The sequence below is a fragment of the Photorhabdus thracensis genome (assembly GCF_001010285.1).
GTDB lineage: Bacteria > Pseudomonadota > Gammaproteobacteria > Enterobacterales > Enterobacteriaceae > Photorhabdus > Photorhabdus temperata.
In genome coordinates this window covers 3,503,018-3,518,969 of record NZ_CP011104.1, presented here as the reverse complement: position 1 = coordinate 3,518,969, position 15,952 = coordinate 3,503,018, and the positions used below count along the sequence as shown (strand labels likewise).

Annotated in this window: 13 protein-coding genes and 5 pseudogenes; 8 read left to right on the top strand and 10 right to left on the bottom strand. The window is 42.7% G+C overall.

Going from position 1 to position 15,952, the window contains the following annotated elements:
• Positions 1–69: 69 nt before the first annotated feature.
• Positions 70–1,056: a 6-phosphogluconolactonase gene (gene pgl, locus VY86_RS15150; RefSeq protein ID WP_046975563.1), complete on the bottom strand. Its 987-nt coding sequence runs from the start codon at positions 1,054–1,056 to the stop codon at positions 70–72.
• 104 nt (positions 1,057–1,160) lie between these two features.
• On the opposite strand from pgl, the gene VY86_RS15145 reads away from it, so the two are divergent.
• A complete protein-coding gene (locus tag VY86_RS15145) occupies positions 1,161–1,979 on the top strand; it encodes a pyridoxal phosphatase (protein ID WP_046975562.1) in 819 nt (272 codons plus the stop codon).
• A gap of 130 nt (positions 1,980–2,109) precedes the next feature.
• On the opposite strand, the gene modC is transcribed toward VY86_RS15145, so the two are convergent.
• The 4 genes from modC to VY86_RS15125 form a co-directional block, all read right to left on the bottom strand.
• Entirely contained in the window at positions 2,110–3,174 is a 1,065-nt protein-coding gene (modC, locus tag VY86_RS15140) for a molybdenum ABC transporter ATP-binding protein ModC (RefSeq protein ID WP_046975561.1), read from the bottom strand.
• Positions 3,168–3,860: a molybdate ABC transporter permease subunit gene (gene modB, locus VY86_RS15135; RefSeq protein WP_046975560.1), complete on the bottom strand. Its 693-nt coding sequence runs from the start codon at positions 3,858–3,860 to the stop codon at positions 3,168–3,170. The genes modC and modB overlap by 7 nt, the downstream gene beginning before the upstream one ends.
• A gap of 16 nt (positions 3,861–3,876) precedes the next feature.
• Positions 3,877–4,647 (bottom strand): molybdate ABC transporter substrate-binding protein, encoded by a 771-nt coding sequence (gene modA / locus VY86_RS15130; RefSeq protein ID WP_046975559.1) that lies wholly within the window; start codon positions 4,645–4,647, stop codon positions 3,877–3,879.
• 249 nt (positions 4,648–4,896) lie between these two features.
• On the bottom strand, positions 4,897–5,031 hold the full coding sequence (locus VY86_RS15125; RefSeq protein ID WP_071789454.1) for an AcrZ family multidrug efflux pump-associated protein: 135 nt from the start codon (positions 5,029–5,031) through the stop codon (positions 4,897–4,899).
• Between the two features lie 183 nt (positions 5,032–5,214).
• Here VY86_RS15125 and modE point away from each other — a divergent pair, with 183 nt between their 5' ends.
• Positions 5,215–6,006: a molybdenum-dependent transcriptional regulator gene (gene modE / locus VY86_RS15120; RefSeq protein WP_046976904.1), complete on the top strand. Its 792-nt coding sequence runs from the start codon at positions 5,215–5,217 to the stop codon at positions 6,004–6,006.
• Positions 6,007–6,182: 176 nt separating this feature from the next.
• Entirely contained in the window at positions 6,183–7,658 is a 1,476-nt protein-coding gene (gene modF, locus VY86_RS15115; protein ID WP_046975558.1) for a molybdate ABC transporter ATP-binding protein ModF, read from the top strand.
• A gap of 193 nt (positions 7,659–7,851) precedes the next feature.
• Here the strand turns inward: modF and VY86_RS15110 are convergent.
• Positions 7,852–9,225, bottom strand: a pseudogene (locus VY86_RS15110) (IS4 family transposase).
• A gap of 409 nt (positions 9,226–9,634) precedes the next feature.
• Here VY86_RS15110 and VY86_RS15105 point away from each other — a divergent pair.
• From VY86_RS15105 to VY86_RS24205, 3 genes and pseudogenes are all read left to right on the top strand, one after another.
• On the top strand, positions 9,635–10,672 hold the full coding sequence (locus VY86_RS15105; protein WP_046976644.1) for an IS5 family transposase: 1,038 nt from the start codon (positions 9,635–9,637) through the stop codon (positions 10,670–10,672).
• 503 nt (positions 10,673–11,175) lie between these two features.
• On the top strand, positions 11,176–11,358 hold the full coding sequence (locus tag VY86_RS15100; protein WP_162200378.1) for a hypothetical protein: 183 nt from the start codon (positions 11,176–11,178) through the stop codon (positions 11,356–11,358).
• 818 nt (positions 11,359–12,176) lie between these two features.
• A pseudogene (locus tag VY86_RS24205) lies at positions 12,177–13,030 on the top strand (IS5 family transposase).
• A 117-nt stretch (positions 13,031–13,147) separates the two neighbouring features.
• Here VY86_RS24205 and VY86_RS26565 read toward each other — a convergent pair.
• Both VY86_RS26565 and VY86_RS15085 read right to left on the bottom strand, forming a co-directional pair.
• Positions 13,148–13,234, bottom strand: a complete 87-nt coding sequence (locus VY86_RS26565; protein ID WP_420800628.1) for a hypothetical protein — start codon at positions 13,232–13,234, stop codon at positions 13,148–13,150.
• Between the two features lie 55 nt (positions 13,235–13,289).
• Positions 13,290–13,595 (bottom strand): annotated as a pseudogene (locus VY86_RS15085) (IS982 family transposase); the annotation flags it as partial.
• 248 nt (positions 13,596–13,843) lie between these two features.
• Between VY86_RS15085 and VY86_RS26690 the strand changes: the two are divergent.
• Positions 13,844–14,884: an MATE family efflux transporter gene (locus VY86_RS26690; protein WP_228939527.1), complete on the top strand. Its 1,041-nt coding sequence runs from the start codon at positions 13,844–13,846 to the stop codon at positions 14,882–14,884.
• On the opposite strand, the pseudogene VY86_RS15075 reads toward VY86_RS26690, so the two are convergent.
• Positions 14,787–15,195 (bottom strand): annotated as a pseudogene (locus tag VY86_RS15075) (transposase); the annotation flags it as partial. The gene VY86_RS26690 and the pseudogene VY86_RS15075 sit on opposite strands and share 98 nt — an antisense overlap.
• Positions 15,196–15,332: 137 nt before the next feature.
• Positions 15,333–15,542: a YbfA family protein gene (locus tag VY86_RS15070; protein ID WP_046975557.1), complete on the bottom strand. Its 210-nt coding sequence runs from the start codon at positions 15,540–15,542 to the stop codon at positions 15,333–15,335.
• Positions 15,543–15,783: 241 nt separating this feature from the next.
• On the opposite strand from VY86_RS15070, the pseudogene VY86_RS23590 reads away from it, so the two are divergent.
• A pseudogene (locus VY86_RS23590) lies at positions 15,784–15,915 on the top strand (hypothetical protein); the annotation flags it as partial.
• Between the last annotated feature and the right edge of the window lie 37 nt (positions 15,916–15,952).

Genomic DNA, 15,952 nt, shown 5'->3' with positions numbered 1-15,952 from the left:
TTTGTCATTAATCTGAGATGTATTACATCTACCTATTATCGCCGTCATTACACAGCAATCTTATCAAACTCAAAGAGCCAGCACCGTCACCCACATCGGCGCTTTACCAACTGGATAACGCGCTAATTCAGTCAATTTACCGGTATATTTATCAATAGCAGAAACCGAGATATGGTCAGACTTCTGACCGGATGCAATCAGGTATTTTCCGCTATGATCGATAGCAAAACCACGTGGCTGAGTTTCGGTTTTATAGTGCCCTGCCAAAGTCAGATTAAAACCATCTTGTGAAATAACAAAATGGCTGATCAAACTTGTAGTCCGTTCGCTGGTATAAAGGTGACGACCATCCGGTGTAATATGAATATCCGCCGACCAACGAACACCCGCTAAATCTTCCGGCAATGAATCAATAGTCTGGACAATCCGATATTTCTCCCATTTGCGATAAACATCCACGGTAGAATCCAGTTCATTAATGCAGTAAATCACCTGCTGATTCGGATGGAATGCCATATGACGAGGACCAGCCCCCGTTGCTGTAGCCACTTCTTCAGCACGCTTCTCGGTCAGATAACCCTCTTCTGTCATCTCAAAAATTCGGATGTGATCTTCTTTCAGACAAGGTACTAATAGCTGTTTATTATCCCAATCAATATTGGCTGAATGCGGTGCTTGCAAGCCTTCAATAATCTGAACAGGCGCGCCTGCAATACCTTGATCGTCAATTGGGCTGACACTCAGGTTGTTATAACTATAGGAAACTGAGAATAGAAAATGACCTTGCCTGTCAGTAGCGATATGCGTCGGGCTACCCGGTATTGGTGAAATTCCCTGCTGTACCAGTTTCCCATCAGAGCCAATCTGATAAGTGACAATACTGAATTGTGGCCGAATCCCAACATAAAGATGCTTACGATCCGGGCTAACTACCATTGGCTGTACTTCTCCCGGTACATCAACTGTCTGAATCAATGATAATTCACCTTCATTATTCAGGCTCCAAACATGAATCTGACAGCTGTTTGGACTCGCTGTATAAACCACCTGTTTCATCTTCACTCCTTTAATTATCCGTTAAGTTCACCGCACAATTGGTTTAACTTTATTCAGTTCCAATGTAATATCTTTTACATTATATATAGTTATGAGGCTAATCTATGTCATATCGCGTCATTGCTTTGGATCTGGACGGTACGTTACTGAGTCCGCAAAAGAATATCCTGCCAGAATCACTCACTGTACTAAATGAAGCCCGTAAAGCCGGTGTTAAGGTGCTGATTGCAACTGGCCGCCATCATGTCGCTATCCACCCTTTTTATCAGGCTTTGCAACTCGATACGCCTGTCATCTGCTGTAATGGGACGTATCTGTATGATTACCATCAGAAGAAAGTATTAGCCTCAGATCCACTGTCATCTCAGGAAGCGATAAAAGTTCTCGCCCACTTAAGCAACACCGATATTCATCGTCTGATGTATGTGGATGATGCCATGTTATATGAAGAACTGCATGACACAATTATCCGCACCATGACATGGTCTGAGACCCTGCCTGAATCTCAACGCCCAAATATGCAGCATGTCAGTAGTTTTCAATATGCTATTGGTGAAGTGCAGTCTATCTGGAAGTTCGCTACCTGTTCCCCTGATTTAGCAAAACTTCGTGAAATAACTGAACAGATCGAAAATGATATCGATCTTGCGTGTGAATGGTCATGGTTTGATCAAGTGGATATCACCAAAAAAGGTAACAGTAAAGGCATGCGTTTGAAACAATGGGTTGAATCACAGGGAATGAGCATGCAAGACGTTATCGCCTTTGGTGACAATTTTAATGACCTGAGCATGTTGGAAACCGTCGGGCTCGGTGTTGCTATGGGTAACAGCGTCGATGCTGTCAAAGAACGAGCCGATCTGGTGACGTTGGATAATACTCAACCAGGTATTGCCGAAATTATTCGCAAGCATGTTCTTTAATTTCTTATCTGATTTAGCGATATCCATAAATCACACTCAGGGGCAATCCCGCATGGGAACCCCTTGTTATCCCAGACAATCTTCTTTCTTCAACTGACAACCCGTTTATTCATTTATGAAAAATCAGATTCTACAGTTGCCGATTGAGAGAAACGCTTTTTATTTGGGCATACAGCCATTGCCCTTGCCGCAAATTAAGTTCATCCCTTGCCCACGGAGTAATTCTTGCCCATAAATAATGACCACTCAGCGCCAATTTAACATCGACCTGGTCACCATCATCAAAAAATTCAACCACTTTCGCGGCTAAAATATTACGGATACTACTACCGCGAGGTGGTTCCAGTACTAATGAAACATCGGAAGCGTCTATCCTGACACGCAAATCAGTTCCCGGTTGAGCATCAATTTTAGGCAACCATAAAGCCTGGTCAGCAAAGGCTACTGCGGTCATTTCATAACGATTATGATGTTCGACCATTGAAACGTTCAGAATGCTGCTGAGCGTCTCTTTTTGTAACCAAAGACGCAGGGCGCTGCTAGCCCAAACCTCGGCCAATTTCCCTGTCGCCCTGACTTTCCCGTTATCCATTACGATCACATTTTCAGCCAGACGAAGAATCTCATCCAAATTATGGCTAACATACAAAATCGGGGTTTTGACATCTTGAGAAAGCCTTTCAAGATAAGGCAAGAGTTCTCGTTTACGCGGGAGATCCAAAGATGCCAATGGTTCATCCATCAACAGCAATTCAGGTGCAGTCAACAAAGCGCGACCAATAGCAACCCGCTGTTTTTCACCACCGGACAGGGTAAGAGGAAAACGCGATAGCAGGTGTTCAATTCCCAGCAAATTAATGATGCTGTCAAACTCCGGTTTCATCACCGGAGACATTCCGTATTGAAGATTGCCTTTTACCCGGTAATGAGGAAACAGCCGGGCATCCTGAAAGACATAGCCTATCCGGCGCTGCTCCGGTGGCAAGCAAATCCCTTTTTCAATATCCACCAGCACATGATCATTGAGAACAACCCGCCCTTTCTGTGGACGTAACAAACCCGCAATCACATTTATCAGTGAAGTTTTTCCAGCACCTGAAAGGCCAAAAACAGCCGTAATTCCCTCAGAGGATAACTGGGTATCAACCTGTAAATGAAGATCACCAAGTTGTTGTTCAAAATCCAGCTCTAACATGTTGCTCCCAGACGTTTCCTTCCCCAACGGGTTAGCCATTCAGAAATCATCAATGACATCAACGCAAGAATAATGGCAATAATACATAAACGAGCCGCGGCAGTTTCTGCGCCAGGTGTCTCAATCAGGGTATACATTGCCAAAGGTATTGTCCGCGTTTCACCCGGAATATTAGATACAAAGGTGATGGTTGCGCCAAATTCCCCCAATGAACGGGCAAACGCCAGAATAGTGCCAACAATAATCCCGGGCAAAGAGAGCGGCAATGTAATAGTAAAAAAGACCCTGAATGGATTCGCCCCCAAGGTGCGGGCAGCCTGTTCCAACCGCCGGTCAACACTTTCCAGCGCCAAACGTATCGCCCTGACCATCAGCGGAAAAGCAACAACAGCAGAAGCCAATGCAGCACCACGCCAACTGAATGCAACGCTGATCCCAAACCAGTCATATAACCATTCACCAATGAATCCACGACGTCCCATACTGATCAGCAGCAGATACCCCACTACCACTGGTGGTAACACCAATGGCAGATGAATAATACTGTCAAGTAATGATTTACCCGGAAACCGGAAACGAACCAGAATCCATGCCATCAAGATCCCAAATGGCAGACTGATTAACACCGCCATACCTGAAACTTTCAGACTCAGGATGATGGCTTGCCATTCGTATTCACTTAACATCTCCAAAAATCTATTCCTAAAGTGGGCGAAAACCGTAACGTTTGAAAATTGCCGCGGCCTCTGGGGTTTTCAGATAGTTATAAAAACTGAGAACTGCGGGATTATTATGATCTTTGATCATCGCCATAGGGTATTCAACAGGCTTGTGGCTCTCTGCCGGGAAAATCCCCACAACTTTGACTTTATCACTGGCAACCGCATCTGAAGCATAAACAATACCCAATGGAGCTTCAGCACGTTCCACCAGCGCCATACCACTGCGCACATTACTGGTACGGGCCAGCAGAGGATTAACCGTCTCCCATGCCCCCAAATATTGCAACGATTGTTTAGCGTAGATACCTACCGGCACATGATCTGGATCACCGACAGCAAGACGACCATCAGCCAACAAAGATTTCCATTTAGTCTCTTTATTAATGTCAATTTTATTGAGTTTACTCTCTTTCGGTGCAATCAGAACCAGTTGATTTCCCAGAATAGTAAAGCGAGTTTTATCAATAATCAGTTTCTTCCCGGCAACGTAATCTATCCACTGTTGGTCAGCGGAAATAAATATATCTGCCGGAGCGCCTTGTTCAATCTGACGGGCCAAAGTAGAAGATGATGCATAGGAAGCCACCACGTCATCTTTTTTCTCTTGCTTATATTGTATCGAAATCTCGTCAAGAGCATTGGTCAGTGAGGCAGCAGCAAATACGGTGACTTTCTCCGTAGCCCATGCTTGCCACGTCAAAGTAAAAGAAATGATAACTCCCGCTAACAGTTTAGCAAAACTCTTCTTCATCTATTTTCCACCTGCTTAATTACCCATTTGTTCGCTGTATATAACAAGATATAGCGCTAAATGGAAGACTATCCCATTAATAATCGGCAAATTGTGAGCAACTTTTACTATCTGATTTAATTTGAAGTAAAATGCTGTAATAGAAAAACAGGATAAACAGAATAAACTGATTGTGATCAATTAAGACAAATTACCCGGTGAATCACCGGGTAATCAGAATAGCACCTGGTGTACAAAGAAATATTAGTTCTACTTTTCAGAATGACCAATACGGGAAATGATATTAAACAATTCCCCAAGGGCATAAATTAAACCTAAGATTCCGACCATCACTACCGGTACCATGACCAGGGAGAAGGCCATACTTTTAATCAACTCAAACATGGTAGCCTCACATAGTGGCTCATTAGATGAGCCGGCAACATAACACATTTTTAACCATAGCGCGTAATAGCGCTATAATTAGTACCATTCTAAACAAAGACAAACAACTATAACCGGCTAAACGTGCGTTTTTCCGGGTTAGCCAACAAAAATTCACGATTTTATTTCCTGAAAAAAACAATTATGCAAGCCGAAATTCTATTGACACTGAAATTACAGCAACGGTTATTCGCAGATCCACGGCGAATATTATTACTGAAACAGATTAAAGCAACGGGTTCTATCAGCCAGGGGGCAAAGCTGGCTGGCATCAGTTATAAAAGCGCCTGGGATGCCATCAATGAAATGAACCAGTTAGCAGATGAAACAGTCGTGGATCGTGCTACTGGTGGTAAGGGCGGCGGCGGGACGAATCTTACCCATTATGGTGAACGTTTATTACAACTTTATGATTTACTCGCACAAATTCAACAAAAAGCCTTTGATGTGCTGAAAGATGATCCCCTTCCCCTCAATAGCTTGCTGGCTGCAATTTCCCGTTTTTCTCTGCAAACCAGTGCCCGTAATCAATTCTTTGGCACAATTATTGACCGTGACCATAATCAGGTGCAGCAACATGTCCGCATATTACTGGCAGATGGTCAAACATCACTGAATGCGGCATTGACAGAACAGAGTGCTGACCGTCTTGGTCTGATAAAAGGTAAGGAAGTATTGGCTCTGATTAAAGCGCCCTGGATAACATTGACTAAAGAACAACTTCCCACCAGCCATTTTGACAATGCCCTGACAGGACAAGTTAGTAAAATCGAAACTGGCGAAAAGAGCACAGAAGTTCTTATGGTTCTTGATGGTGGTGAAACCCTCTGTTCTACTCTGACCAATCAAAGCGCTGATAAACTGAAACTGCATCTTAAAGATAAAATCACTGCACTTTTTAATGCTGATCAGGTGATTATTGCAACTCTTTGTTGAAAATTGACACGATTATCACTGAATAATTCGGAATATCCGGGGATATTATGCAGTTGTGTACCTCACATATCCCCTGGTATCTGACATTAAATGTTAATTAAAAGTTAATATTGACATTCAGCGTCATTCCGCTTATTTGTGAGAGGATATTTGCGTTGCTTAAAAAGGAATAAAAGATGTCTGAATTGCAAATAACGCAAGGCTGTTTCCGTTTAAGTGATACCCAAACCTTGCAGTTACCGTCACTAAAAATTACTTCTGGTGAAAACTGGGCTTTTGTTGGTGCTAACGGTAGTGGTAAATCATCATTGGCCCGTGCGCTGTCAAATGAATTAGTACAACTTTCCGGCGAACGAAATTGCTCATTTCGCACATGTGCCCGCGTCTCTTTAGAACAATTACAAAAACTGACTGAGAAAGAGTGGCAACGCAATAATACTGATATGCTGAGTGATGATGAGGATGACACCGGCCGCACTGCGGCAGAAATTATTCAGCTTCATCATAAAGATAATGAGCTTTGTCTGGAACTGGCAAAACAGTTCGGTATTATGGATTTACTTTCCCGTCGTTTTAAATATCTTTCTACCGGGGAAACCCGAAAGACATTGCTTTGCCAGGCACTGATGGCTGCACCTGATTTACTGATCCTTGATGAGCCTTTTGATGGCCTTGATGCATTTGCCCGTGGTCAACTTGCTGAATTACTGGAAACATTGTCAGCAAAAGGCATCGTTTTGGTGCTTATCTTTAACCGGTTCAGTGAAATCCCAGGTTTTGTTGATCAAATTGGTGTACTGGCAGATTGCCACCTGACATCTGCTGGTATAAAAGAAAAAGTGATGGCGGATCCACTGGTTGCTCAACTAGTGCACAGCGAAAAACTTGACGGTATCCATTTACCAGAAGCGGATGAATGTCGTATTGATGATCAGTTACCTCCTGACCAACCTTTGATTATCTTGCGTAATGGTGTGGTTCAATATAACGAACAACCCATTTTGCACGGGCTGGATTGGCAGGTAAACCCGGGTGAACACTGGCAGATTATTGGTCAAAACGGTGCTGGAAAATCAACCCTCCTGAATCTGATTACCGGAGATCATCCCCAAGGCTACAGTAATGAATTGGTGCTGTTTGGTCGCCAGCGCGGTAGTGGCGAAACGATTTGGGATATCAAACGCCATATTGGCTATATCAGTCACAGTATTCATCTGCAATACCGTGTCAGTACCAGTGTTCGTAATGTGATTCTGTCCGGCTTCTTCGATTCAATCGGTCTTTACCAGACAGTATCAGATCGCCAGCAACAGCTGGCCAATGAATGGCTGGCTTTGCTGGGATTATCTGCTCAGGTTGCCAACAGCCCGTTTCACAGCCTTTCATGGGGACAACAACGGCTGGTTCTGATAGCTCGTGCTCTGGTTAAACATCCGGCTTTATTGATTCTTGATGAACCTCTGCAAGGGCTTGATCCACTCAACCGTCAGTTAATATTACGTTTTATTGATATCATGATTGCTGACGGTGATACTCAGCTACTGTTTGTTTCTCATCATCTGGAAGATGCTCCGCAATGCATTACTCACCGGCTGATATTTATTCCTGATGGTGACATATATCGTTATAAAACAGAAATAATCAATCATTAAAGTATTAAAATGAGCATTAATACTGAAACAAAAGCCAGCATTGTAAAGTGTGCTTATGTCAACCTCATAGCAATACATATGCAAGCATGCTGGCTTTATCTGTTCATAACAATTTATCCGGTGAATTACAGCTTTGTATCAATGATGACTTAGCAAAAACCGCCGTAAACCCTCGTCCAGTGCTGTCTCTTGATCAGCTCTCCAAATCAACTGATTTAGCCAGCAAATAGCCGTCTATCAGGGTTTGCAGCCGAAACCAACCTTCCCAAAGTCGTTCCCATCCGACTCGACCCGTGCGTTTGGAATCGTACCAGCCGGCCAGTTTTCCCAGATTGATGAAGGCCCAATGCAAGCTCGGGGCTTTTTTCGGCACACGGCGTTTTTCTTATTTTGACTACAGTAATTTCCACGCCAGGGGGCTTAATACTGTCTCACCGCTCTCTTTCTCTGCTTCTTCTTTGTTCAGACCCCTAAAACGCAGCGGGTGTATCCGTACCGCAATAAAGGCCTGCAGCACTATCATGCGCTCCAGATTATCTTTGCTTTGCATACGCAGCGCTTCTACCTGCGTGCCGCCCGTTTTCCACGCTTTGTGAAATTCTTCTATCAGCCAGCGGCGCTCGTAATAACTGAATATTTTATGGGCGTCTTCCTGACTGTTGACGGGTTCGGCGGTCAGAAGATGCCAGCAAAGCCCCTCCTCAGGACCTTTTTCGTAGCAACCGACATAAAATATCCGCACCGCTTCACCGCTTTTTCCTTCGGGGATTTTCAACGTCACTTCGGCATAACGGATATCACAATGCGCGACACGCGCCTGACGCCCGCCTTTCTGTCTGACCTGAACTAATCGTTCTCCAGCACTCTGTAACTGGCTGATAAAGTCATAAAGTTTATCCTGAATTTCCTCAATACGCCGGTTTTGCATCGAACGGATGACGAAACGGTGTTTTTGGCTCGTTTTATAACGCAGATATTCGATGATATCGGCTTCACGGTCACAGACAGAAATCACGTTGGCCATCTGCTCCCCTAACCGGCTGTCGACGGCTTGTGAGGCCCGTTCCCACTTATAACTCTCTTTCCCTTCATAAGGGCGTGTGTCGCGTTGTCGGCTTTTGCCATAATCACTGACATCTCGACACCAGCGCTGTTGCTCTATCAACCCCACGACCTGTTGTTCTTCAGGCGCAAATAACAACACCGAGTGTACCTGCATGCCCCGGGATTTTTCCGTCGAGGTGGTATAGCCGAGTTCATCGGCGACCAACTCGTGGGAAAATGACAGGGTTGTCGTGTCTTCCAGCGCTAACAGGCAATGATAACGTTGAGCGTGAGCGACGGTGGCGGTAAATCCGGCTTCGGCGATGGCCTGAGGCGCAATGGTGGAATTTCGGGTCAGTCGGTAGGCCGCTTCAACATCGGCAGGAGAGTCAAGAGATTGCACGAGCGATTGTCCTATAAACGAACAGGCCACTTTCACCAGGCGGTTGGTACGGCGTTTATCACCTAATTCCGCGTGTTGAAACGTGTCATTTGCCCATTGTTCAGCGCAGGTTGAAAACATAAAGATTACCTCAAGTCGTGTTTGTTATTGAGATCAATCTATGAGGAAAAAGTTCAATAACGAGGGGGCGGGTTAAAATATTTGTGTAGGAAAGACAGCACTGGACGAGGGTTTACGGCGGTTTTTGCTAAATCATAGGAGAATTCATGAGCAAGAGAAGTGATATAGAAAGAGGGAGGTTGGTTTATACCGAAAAGTCAGGATGGGTAGATGTCGGTCATGCTAAGGGATAACGCCAGGCCTTATTATTCGTCTTTACCCGCATTTCTGAACACTATATCCCCCATAACTGATATAGACAGAAGTCAAATACTAATACATATTAAAGGGAACCTCTAAAAACTTTTCACAGCCACAAAATTGAGTAAAATGTAGGCACAGTACATCTCTGCAAGGTAGCGCTGTCATGATACCGCCTCGTTCTGCTTTAAAAAAAGACAAGCTGGCATCCGAATATCACCGTCGAAAAATCGATGAATTAGGTGATCCGCTACTTGTTCTTGATAAGTATGTTGATTTCTCGGCACTGGCTGACACCATAGACCTTGTCGCGCCACGTATTATTTCTCCCAAAGGTGGACGCCCGCCATTCCCGACTGAGGTGATGGTTCGCATCATTATCCTGAAACATTTCCATAATCTTTCCGATGAAAAGATGGAATATCAATTGCTTGACCGAATGAGCTGGCAACGTTTTTGTCGCTTGACCGATGTCATTAATATTCCAGACCGTAACACGATTTGGTGTTTCGAAAAACGGATTGGCCAGGCAGGTGCCAGAGCGTTGTTTGAAGAGGCGAAGCATCAGCTTTCGACACAGGGATTCATTCCTAGAGGGGGTCAAATCATTGATGCCACGTTGATTCCAGTTCCTAAGCAGCACAATAAGAAGGAAGAGAATGAACAAATCCGTCAGGGTAAAACCCCGGATAACTGGACAGCAAACAAACGATGCCAGAAAGACACCGAGGCAACCTGGACGAAAAAGAACGGTAAAAGTTATTTTGGCTATAAACTGACCATTAATGTCGATACAAAATATAAAGTGATCCGCCACATCGCGACAGGAACCGCAGCTGTCCATGACAGCCAGTTTTTTGAAGCCGTTTTGGATCGGTCAAATACAAGTCGGGACATTTATGCTGATAAAGGGTATGCCAGCCAGATGCGTGAACGTGAGCTGAAGGAACAGGGCTATCGTGTTCATATTCAGAGGAAAGCGTCACGCAATAAGCCCTTATCAGACTGTCAGAAAGGCCGAAATAAGAAAATAGCGAAAACCCGGGCACGAGTAGAACATATCTTTGGCTCATTCTCTCAGATGGGTGAAAAATTTATCCGAACGATAGGCCAGCTGCGAGCCACTTTTGCGATGACTCTGAAGGCAACCTGCTATAATTTACAACGTTTGGTTTATTTTGGAAAATCCGGCATTCATGCCTTTTAATTCCGGTATGTGATGAAAAAGCGATGAGTTTATTTTTTCCCCTGAAAAAGCAAGAAAAAGTCATACACAATAAGGTCATTTATTGGTGAGTGCAAAATTGATCTTATTTTTTGTATTGAGAGTTTTTAGAGGTTCCCTAAATATATAACTGGATATAACATAGGTGTAGAAAGAAATGTTGGCATTGGAATTGAGTAATCTTATAAAGAGAACATTTATTATATTGGTTTGTTTGGGTGTGATTTTAATTATCCCTCTTTTATTTGTGAATGTTAATTTGTCATAAATAAGATTCCAAAATAGCGCTACAACTTATACTACTCATAATTCTATATATAACAATGGGTTGAAGAAGGCCATGTGTAGCAAAATTATGAAATGTTATTTATACGAAAAATGATTTTATTGAATATAACATATTCACTTTTGATGAAATTAAAGGAATGCCATTTATTTCAAGTGATTATGTTATTTATTACGATTCACCCGATGGAACAAAACCAATGATTAATGAAGTTGTATTTTTTAATGTCAATCCAAATCGTAAAATAGAAATAATAAATTACATTGAAAACACAGGGTTCCTAAAAAATGAGGACAATTATTGGAATAAAGGAAATGTTTTCATAAAAATAGAACAAAATGATACAGAGCGCACCATTTTATTTTCAGTAAAGAAAAATTAATAAATATTATTTGGCGGTTTCGCATAATAAGTGCAACATAATTATTCTGCGAGTAAACAAGTTCGTATTCGATTAAATCATTTATTTTCGGATTTTGTTATTCCTGTTTTTTATGAATGATTATTTAACTGGCTGATAAAAAATTCACTCCCCGATTGAAAACGTTATTAAAGTTGGCTCCTTTTTTAAAATAGATTGTCTGATTAACCGATTAATATTTTTATTTATCTTTTTTTACGGGGTATATAACTATTAATAAAGCAAATTATTTTTTTATTTTCACTTATGGATTTATGATAGGTAGGTTTTAAACTGTTATTAAAAACCATTTTTTAACCTCTGGTTTTAACTGGTATGAAGTTTTAACCATTGTTTTTACCACATTTAATGTCTGTTTTTTATTAAGTTTAATCAACGCTAATCATACTCACTTTTTATCTTTATTGACGCTGTTTTACCAGTAATCCTGTGCAGTTTTCACGTCATGGCATAAAATACTCTTTTATGTTTTTTCGGACAATACTCTTTTTCTCGTTGATTTATTTTTAACTTTCTTTTAATGGTTAATGGAATTCTATTAAACTTAATTAACGTCATTTTAAAAAATTTTACTTATAGTTAAATCCGTCTTTTATATAAAAGCTTTAATATTTCTATTTTGTGCTTTTAAATGGTTATAGCAGGTTAGGTAGATGTAAAATAATCAAAGGATAACATCGTTGATAAATATATTAAACATGATAGTGAATAAGCTGTTTTTGGTTACTCTGTACCTTTTCAAAATCTGGCATTAAGAACCTATCCCAAAAGGAATTGTCATGTTGTATAATATTCTAGAACGGATAATTTCTGAAGGTATAGAGAGTATGGCAAACAACAAATGGCGGCTCAGTGATGAACTTTGGGGAAAAATGGCGCCACTTATTCCCGAACATAAAACTCAGCATCCGCTGGGCACACATCGTAAACGGGTTGATAACCGCGCCGCTATGGATGCCATCTTCTTTGTGCTCAGAACGGGCTGCCAATGGAACGCCCTGAATGCAACAGGAATATGCTCGTCAAGTTCGGCTCACCGTCGTTTTCAGGAATGGCGTGACGCCGGCGTTTTTGAACGCTTCTGGCAGAACGGTTTACTGGCCTGCAAGCATCTCGCGATCATCGACTGGTCGTGGTTATCACTGGATGGTTGCATGACCAAATCCCCTTTAGCGGGGACAAAAAAACAGGTCGTAACCCCACGGACCGGGGGAAACAAGGCGTAAAACGCAGCCTCATGACCGAGGCTAACGGGCTTCCTCTTTCACTCGTTGTTGCCGCGGCAAACACGCACGATATCAAATTGGTTGCAGATACGCTTGATGCACTTCAGACAGGCAAGCCCGGTAAAAAGGTCAGGCTGTGTCTGGATAAGGGATATGATGCTGAATGGCTGAGAGGCTATCTACAAAGTCGGCACTACGAGCCGCACATCCAGTCTCGCAAGGAAGAATCAGATGCCTGCCAGAATACGGACTTTAAAGCTCAAAGATGGGTTGTCGAGAGGACTCATAGCTGGATGAATCGCTTTCGCCGGATACTGATCCGATGGGAAAAGAAGGTCGAAAACTATGAAGCTATGTTACATTTTGCGTGCGGGATTATAGTTTGGAACAAAACCCTATTGGGATAGGCTCTAATGGATACCTGTTTTTTTATCCTCAGATAACTAATCACCGAAAAGAAAACAGCTTGCCGAATAACCAAAAAGGGAAAAAAATCCCAGCTTTTTTATGGCTGGGATCTTGATTTAACCGATACAGCGACTAAGAGCGAGCCTCAGTCCCTCACCTATCTCAGCATCAGAGCTATTAGTAGGAATAGTAGGAAGTATCACGTAGTCCGATTCCGATATATTATCACCAGACCAAACTTCCAGTTTTTCATGATAGTGACGAAAGAAAAGCACAGAGAGGAATGAGCGCTCTTTGCTTCAAGGTTAACATCCGGGTGTAGCTGACCAACCGGGGAAAATCGGCCTTAAGATAGTGTTTTACATGCTGAATATAAAACGTTTTAAAATCACGATAATGGCTCATGTGGAATAAAATGAAGAGCGTCATCACTTCACTGAGAGAAAGGGAAGCTTCGCGACGACGTTTGAGCAAGCTATTTTCAATTAACTGTTGATGCCAGAGAGGGATAAATTTTTGGCAAAAATCATCGACGCAGCAGTAAAGCTCTTCTAAATTAGACATGCCTGAGGATCTCCACGATTTTGTTTTCTTTGACAAAAACTTTGATCGTGCCTCAGGCATTTAGTTCTCTTCTTAAGCAAATCTCAGGTTAGATTATTTAATGGTTTTGCAAGATCAGATTGATCCCATACAAGTTATAAATAATTTAACTTAATGACTCGGCAGATCGTGTTGCGCATCTCTTCTGTGGTGATGTCTATTATCCGCTTGCGGTTGATGATATCACTGGACGAAATGAGCACTATAAAATGCTCTCTTCCGGTGTTATGTATATGCAACGGGGGATGATTTCTGCTGCCGTTATTGGTGGTAGCGACGCATTCTCAAAAAAAGTCTGGTCGGGGTTTTATATGTTGAACGCACTGGGTAATGAACGATGCCAACCGTTCTCAAATAAGCGCCGTTTTATCACTATCTCGGAAGGGCCGCTTTTCTGGTTCTGCAGCGTGAAGACTCACTCCTGCCCACACAGCTCCCTATGGCTGAACTGGTCGCGGCTGTCAGTAACAATGATGCCAAACATCCAACAAATCCCGATCAGGATAGTGTCGCCCGTTGCCATCAGCTTCTTCTGTCGCGGGCTGGTATTACTGCCAGCGACATTGATGCTATTTATGCACATGGCACCGGAACACGAGCAAAAGAAGCACAGTCGGAAGGGGCCACAGGGATTCACGGGTTTCGCAACTGGTGTCGTGCTCGCCCTGTGTGCACCACTGATTTCACTGATACCGGAGCTTAGCTCGCGTCCGGCTGACAGTATCGTACTTGAATCACAATATCTCTTTTATGCCGTTTTTTTTGGCGGCGTGATGGTATTCAATGTCTCTATGGCCTCGTATTTCAATGGCATTGGCAAAACCCGGATCACTTTCATCGCGGGTCTTGCCGGTCAGATAAGTGATATTTTTCTCACCATCGGCTTGGTGTTTGGCCGGTTTGGAATGCCTGAGCTGGGTATGAAAGGTTCCGCGATAGGTACTCTCCTTGCCTGTATGGTGATCTCCATTATCTATCTCAGCCAGTTGCTATGTAGTCTTTACGCTGAAGTCGGGAATATTGTGAGAGGCAAAGTTAAAAATTTCTCCGGCATACTTTTCTTCAGGCTTCGCCGGGGCAGTGCGTCAGGTATGACCAACAGCATTGATGAGATGGGCAATACGGCATTAAAAGGGGACGTCCATCACATCATCCCATTGAATTTTTTCCGCGCTTTACTATCCCGGCAAAGACCTTATGCCGAGGAATGCGAATGTTATGGCAGACACTCAAACTCGTGGAATCAATAAAAGCAATACCTGTAGGTTTTCCTTTTAATTGAGTCAGATAGCTGCATAGTGGCGCCAAAACGGAAATAGCTGAGCAAGGTGGGAAAATCGTTGTGGTGATATTTCCAAATGTGTTCCAGATAAAAATGTTTAAAATCCCGGTAATGTGACAGATGAAAAAGGACCAAAATGGTCATGATTTCACTAGGATACATGTGACCTTGTCGGCGGCGTAAACGATGCCCGCTATCAAGACAAAATGGTTCCCATTGAGGGATGAAAAAACGGCAAAAATCATCGACATCACAGAAAATTTCAACTAAGTTGTTCATAGCCTGTTCCTCCCCGGAGCTGTTTCGGCCTGCACCAAAACACTGCTCCTGGAACAGGCTTCATGTCAATTTCTTATCCAGAATTCGGGTTATTTAACTATCTATCAACAACGGGAAACCAGATTCCCCGCCAAACATCAGTTATTTCTGACTTGAGCAACCAGCTCGGATTGCTCTAACCATACAGGCTTATCGCTGGTTTTTACCCATACACGGTACAAGTAACTGTAAAAACGGGCACGATCACAACGAAACAACATCACTGGTAGCGCCAACACACCTACAGTAATAGCACCAATACGACGTAACAGAATCTGGTGCCGAGGATATTTACGATATGCAGACATATTAGACCCTCCTAAAAAAGATCCTGCCAGGCAGCAGAACCCCAAAAATAATTCATCTGTAAATTGTTTAAAATTTTACCGCACAAAATGAAAATTTACTACTTATCCGACCACTTTTAAGCAGTTATCATCACTCTATTTTCCATATCATGTAATTTTATTACATTAAATATGATAAAAATGTAATATTACAAGCAAACGATAACATTTGGTTAACAGTTAATGAGAGTGGAATTAATAACGGGATAACAAAAAGCTACGTACGTTACTGGTTCAGTGCGCCAGAGCTTTTATACAACAGCTGAAACATCAGTCAGGCAAACTGGCCGACTGGGTCAGAGAGTTACTTTGTCGAAAAAGTAACTTTGTGGTTATGAAAACTCGCGATAACCATCGCGGGTTTTGTTACC

What these genes read in the sequence shown, in the direction of transcription:
- pgl (WP_046975563.1), bottom strand. Translation starts at nt 1,056, where the DNA reads ATGAAACAGGTGGTTTATACAGCGAGTCCAAACAGCTGTCAGATTCAT.
- VY86_RS15145 (WP_046975562.1), top strand. Translation starts at nt 1,161, where the DNA reads ATGTCATATCGCGTCATTGCTTTGGATCTGGACGGTACGTTACTGAGT.
- modC (WP_046975561.1), bottom strand. Translation starts at nt 3,174, where the DNA reads ATGTTAGAGCTGGATTTTGAACAACAACTTGGTGATCTTCATTTACAG.
- modB (WP_046975560.1), bottom strand. Translation starts at nt 3,860, where the DNA reads ATGTTAAGTGAATACGAATGGCAAGCCATCATCCTGAGTCTGAAAGTT.
- modA (WP_046975559.1), bottom strand. Translation starts at nt 4,647, where the DNA reads ATGAAGAAGAGTTTTGCTAAACTGTTAGCGGGAGTTATCATTTCTTTT.
- VY86_RS15125 (WP_071789454.1), bottom strand. Translation starts at nt 5,031, where the DNA reads ATGTTTGAGTTGATTAAAAGTATGGCCTTCTCCCTGGTCATGGTACCG.
- modE (WP_046976904.1), top strand. Translation starts at nt 5,215, where the DNA reads ATGCAAGCCGAAATTCTATTGACACTGAAATTACAGCAACGGTTATTC.
- modF (WP_046975558.1), top strand. Translation starts at nt 6,183, where the DNA reads ATGTCTGAATTGCAAATAACGCAAGGCTGTTTCCGTTTAAGTGATACC.
- VY86_RS15100 (WP_162200378.1), top strand. Translation starts at nt 11,176, where the DNA reads ATGATTAATGAAGTTGTATTTTTTAATGTCAATCCAAATCGTAAAATA.
- VY86_RS26690 (WP_228939527.1), top strand. Translation starts at nt 13,844, where the DNA reads ATGCTCTCTTCCGGTGTTATGTATATGCAACGGGGGATGATTTCTGCT.
- VY86_RS15070 (WP_046975557.1), bottom strand. Translation starts at nt 15,542, where the DNA reads ATGTCTGCATATCGTAAATATCCTCGGCACCAGATTCTGTTACGTCGT.